Source organism: Sphingomonas sp. LC-1 (genome assembly GCF_025371035.1).
GTDB lineage: Bacteria > Pseudomonadota > Alphaproteobacteria > Sphingomonadales > Sphingomonadaceae > Sphingomonas > Sphingomonas sanguinis_E.
Map to the genome: position 1 here is coordinate 1 of NZ_JANZXB010000038.1, position 3,568 is coordinate 3,568.

A 3,568-nucleotide genomic window follows, 5' to 3' on the forward strand; every position below is an offset into this window, starting at 1 on the left:
TTCGGTCGCCTCAAGGACTGGCGCCGCGTCGCAACCCGATACGATCGCTGCCCTACCGCCTTCTTTTCCGCCATCACCCTCGCTGCCACCGTCATCTTCTGGCTGTGATCAACGAGTCCTGACCCTAGTCCATCGACAGACCATGCGTAGCGTCCGCGGCGTGACTGGCGTTGGGGCGTTCGCCGCGAACGACGACAATGCTGCCAAGCACAATCAGTATTCCGCCCACCAGGACGGGCCATCCCACCGGATCACCGAACAGGCTGATGCCGAGCGCTGCACCGATCAACGGCTCGATGTTGATAAACACGCCGGCACTGGCGCTATCGACGCGGGCCGCGCCATACTGCCACGCGGCCGTGGCAAGGAAGGTGGAGAGGAGACCCTGGCCAACGATCCCGCTCCAGGCGACCGCGCTGAGCGCGAGTGGGGGCGCACCGTGGAGCAGCAAAGCGATCGGCAGCACGGTGAGCGTCGCCACAACCAACGTGACGGCAGGCACTGCCATCGCTGATCGCGTCGCAGGCACGCGCTTGAGCGCCAGCAGCCAAGCCAGGAAGATCAGTAGCGAGGCCAATGAGAGCGCAATGCCGATCGCAGTCCCGGCGCCGCCCGGCTTGCCAGCGATCAAAGCCGCGCCGCCAGTGGCTGCGACGACGCCGATCCACGAGGCGCGGGTGACACGTTCGCCGATCAGATAGGCCGCGACTGCGATCAGTGCGGGCATCGCTCCGACCAGCAGGGCAGCGAGAGTGACGGTAACCCCGGCCAGCCCCTCAAACTGGATCACAAAGGCCAATCCGTAGAGCGCGCCCGCCAGCAGTACCGGTGGCGAACGGAACAGTGCTCGCGCCTCCTTCGTGGCAAAGGCGAATGGACAAGCGACGATGCTGGCCACGATGAAGCGGAGCAGCACCATATGCGCCGGGTCGAGTTCGCGCAGGGCCAATTTGCCGAGTGGAAAGCCAAGCCCCCAGGCAAGTCCGGCCAAGGCAAGGGCAAGAAAGGCGAGACGGTTCATCCCGCCCCGTTGCCGTATTCTGCGGCATTTGGCGATAGGCGGTGCCCGATGAACCAGCGTCCGCTGTTGCTAAGCCGGAAACGAGTGGCGAATGGCCCCGTTTGGGTCACTTGCGCCTAGAGTGCCCGGCAAGGCGGAGACCGTTTGAACATGAGCGCTTGAGGTGACATCATGCATAGATGTCGGCGACATAGCGCACGGCCTCCCGCTCGATCCGCTCCGCCCAGGCAAGCGCCTCCGCATGGCTGGCATCGGTTTCCGCCTCATAGATACGGATGAAGGCTCCTCGCACGGCTGGTGCCATATGCTCTCCATCGCCACAGAGCAGGATGCGTGCCCCGTTGCGAAACAGAGCAGCGATCTCCTTGCGATCCCGCCAGATGGCATCCTGGACATGAACGATGCCGTCCTGCTCCGTCGCCGAGAAGGCCATGCGCAAGGTCACCACGCCGGCGTCCTGCCAATCCTCCAGTTCCTCGCGATACAGAAAATCGGTATCCGGATCGCGCACGCCGAAGAAGAGCAGGGCCGGACCGAGCGGCTCGCCACCGGCCTTTCGTAGGGCTCGTTCCTGAAGAAAACCGCGAAACGGTGCGATGCCGCTGCCGGCGCAGACCATGATCACTGGCGTCAGCGGATCGGCAGGCAAATGAAATCTCGCCTGACTGGGTCGCACTGCCACGCCGAGCGTCGTGCCTTCCTTCAGCCGGGCGAGGAAGGTCGAGGCGACGCCTTGGTGCAACCGATCGGCGCCGAGTGCCGGCGCCTCCAACACCGATACCGTGAGCGCACACCGGTTTGGATCGACGAGCGGTGACGAGGCGATCGAATATTGGCGGGCGCGCATCGGGGGAAGGGCGGCGATGAACGTGCCAAGCGCCATGTCGGCCGATGCGAAGCGCTCCAGCAGGTCGAGCAACGTCACCCGCTGGGCCAATATCTCCGCGGCATAGACATCCTCCTTTGTCAGCCGCTCGGCTTCCTTGCGCTCCGGCGGGCAGGCTATGGCCGCGGCGAGCGTAGAAATCTGCCCCCGCGTCGCGGGCTGCTGCAACTCCAGATAGTCGCCGAACAGCATCTCGGCCGTGACAGGCCGGTCGACGGGCAGGGCAGAGGGCACACCAGGCGCGCCGTGGACGATCACCTCCGTGTCCGGCTCCAGGCCAAAGCGGATAAGGGCGCGGCGCACCGTTTCGGGCGGATTGCTCGGCAACACCGCCAGATAGTCACCGGCGCGATAGGTCATGCCCTTAGGCAGGGCGATCTCGATATGCCGTTTCGAGCGCGCACCGGGGCGGTGCATGTCGACCAGCTCGCGATTGAGGAGGACGGTGCCGCGTTGCAGCTCGTCGAGCTTGAGCACGCGTTCGCGCGTCCCGCGCCGCACCTCCACATCGATCCGGGGCTGCGCCTGGATGGCCGGTTCGCGTCCCTCCGATGCCGCGAGCGACGGCCAGAGACCGGCATACCAGTTCTCGAAAGCGCCGAACAGATCGCCAGCGGCATCGCCTTCGCCGCGCGTATGGAAGGCCTGCGCGCCGGCCTTGGCCAGTGCGGCATCGACGCGCTTGGGGATCGCCTGCCAGGTGCGGGCCCATTGGCGATTGCCGCAGCCGAACACCGCGTAACGTCGTCCGTCCAGCGCATGATCGGGCAGGCCCTCGACCCATGTGACGAACCGCGCCGCATTGTCGGGCGGGCGCCCCTCATAGGAGGCGGTGGCGACGATCAGGGGCACGCCCTCGGGCAGTCCGGTGGCGTAATCGTCGAGCGGCGCGACGGTCGCGGCATAGCCCTGCGCGGCGGCATCCGCGCCGATCCGCTGGGCGAAGGCTTCGCTGGTGCCGGTGTTGCTGCCATAGAGAACGAGAAGGGACCCATCGTCGCCCGAGCTCGGTTCTGTCGGCGCGCTCAGCGGACGTGTCAGGGCGTCTTGCGCCATGCTGCGCGGCCGTGCCGCCGGCCCATCACGCCGACGCGCATGGATATGGAGGTTGGCGGGCTTCAGCGTCAGAGTCTCGCTCACCACCAGCTTATAGTCGCGGTCGGCCAGGCTGATGTCGAAGCGCTGGAGCATCAGCGTCATGACCAGGATCGCCTCCTGCATGGCAAAGCCGCGCCCGATGCAAGCACGCTGGCCGTTGCCGAATGGCTTCCATGCGTGGGGCGGCAACTTGGCCGCGACCTCGGGCGCGAACCGCTCGGGGCGGAATGCCTCCGGCGCGTCCCAAACGGTCGGGTCCCGGTGGAGGACCGGCGTCAGTATGAGCAGCGTGTCGTCCGGGTTGACGGCATAGCGGCCGCCGATCGTCGTCGCCACGCGCGGGTGGACGCCGAAGGCCGGCGCGGTCGGCCAGAGCCGCAGCGTCTCCTGCAGGACCTGCTCGACATAGGTCAGCCGTCCGATATCGTCGATCGTCTGTAGCGCGACGATCTGGATGAGAAGTTAGCGACGATCAGGATGAGAAGCGCTGATCGCGACGAGGTCGTTTTGGTGTGTTTGATTGCCGCTGGCAAGACCTATGTCTCAGGTTGATTGTCGGGGAG

The 3,568-nt window shown here is 66.0% G+C and carries 2 protein-coding genes and 1 pseudogene; 1 reads left to right on the forward strand and 2 read right to left on the reverse strand.

Annotated features, from left to right (window positions below; all coding sequences use genetic code 11):
• Nucleotides 1-108: pseudogene (locus NZL82_RS19645) on the forward strand (IS5/IS1182 family transposase); the annotation flags it as partial.
• A gap of 16 nt (nt 109-124) precedes the next feature.
• On the opposite strand, the gene NZL82_RS19650 reads toward NZL82_RS19645, so the two are convergent.
• Both NZL82_RS19650 and NZL82_RS19655 read right to left on the reverse strand, forming a co-directional pair.
• Entirely contained in the window at nt 125-1,021 is an 897-nt protein-coding gene (locus NZL82_RS19650) for a DMT family transporter (protein WP_261271376.1), read from the reverse strand.
• Nucleotides 1,022-1,190: 169 nt separating this feature from the next.
• Complete coding sequence (locus NZL82_RS19655; RefSeq protein WP_314732904.1) at nt 1,191-3,461, reverse strand: cytochrome P450; 2,271 nt, start codon at nt 3,459-3,461, stop codon at nt 1,191-1,193.
• Nucleotides 3,462-3,568: the final 107 nt, after the last annotated feature.

Bases quoted from the DNA above. Each gene is read 5' to 3' on its own strand.
- NZL82_RS19650 (WP_261271376.1), bottom strand. From the start codon at position 1,021: ATGAACCGTCTCGCCTTTCTTGCCCTTGCCTTGGCCGGACTTGCCTGG.